The sequence below is a fragment of the Vibrio sp. D173a genome (genome assembly GCF_030248475.1).
Map to the genome: position 1 here is coordinate 1 of NZ_JAHGAH010000789.1, position 816 is coordinate 816.

At 45.5% G+C, this 816-nt stretch carries 1 protein-coding gene and 1 pseudogene; both read left to right on the forward strand.

The window, feature by feature from the left end:
• The coding region (locus KIV40_RS29305) for a ParA family protein (protein WP_285352752.1) at window positions 1–457 on the forward strand (457 nt) is incomplete at its 5' end.
• A 5-nt stretch (window positions 458–462) separates the two neighbouring features.
• A pseudogene (locus KIV40_RS29310) lies at window positions 463–756 on the forward strand (chromosome partitioning protein ParB); the annotation flags it as partial.
• Between the last annotated feature and the right edge of the window lie 60 nt (window positions 757–816).

Below are 816 nucleotides of genomic sequence, written 5' to 3' on the forward strand. Positions count from 1 at the left end.
TGATACCGGTCCTCACGTTGACCCGTTGGTATGGAATGCAATGTACGCGTCGAACGCGTTACTGATCCCATGTGCGGCTAAGCGTCTTGACTGGGCATCGACGGTTAACTTTTTCCAGCATCTACCAACGGTTTATGAGATGTTCCCTGATGATTGGAAAGGGCTTGAGTTCATTCGCTTGATGCCGACGATGTTTGAAGATGACAACAAGAAACAAGTCTCTGTCTTGACCGAGATGAACTACCTGCTGAATGACCAAGTTATGATGGCGACCATTCCTCGTAGCCGCGCATTTGAAACCTGCGCAGATACTTACAGCACGGTTTTTGACTTAACGACAAGCGATTTTGAAGGCGGTAAAAAGACGCTAGCGGTTGCTCAAGATGCAGTACAGAAGAGTGCACTTGAATTAGAACGTGTACTACACAGCAACTGGTCTTCACTTAATCAGGGATAATCAACATGGCAATTAAAACATCCGACTTAAATGCAAAGCTATTTGGTAAAGCAAACAAGCGCCGAGTAGCAACTCCTCAAGAAGCTCAAACAGCAGCAAAAGAGCAAGCTCAAGTGATTGAACTTGCTGTTGCTGGTGAAGAAATGGTGTCTTTTGAGCTAGTACGTATTCCTGCTGATCAAGTTGCAACGCAAACCGTCGTATTCGAAGAGAATGCACGTGAGCAATCTTTCCTAAACGAACACGCACTTTCAGACGTTTTAACCACACTTAAAGAGCGTGGTCAGCAGTACCCAGCCCAGATCAAGCTCAGATAGCTTCTCTAGTACGATAAATACTTTGTGGCCTAGCTTTTCACC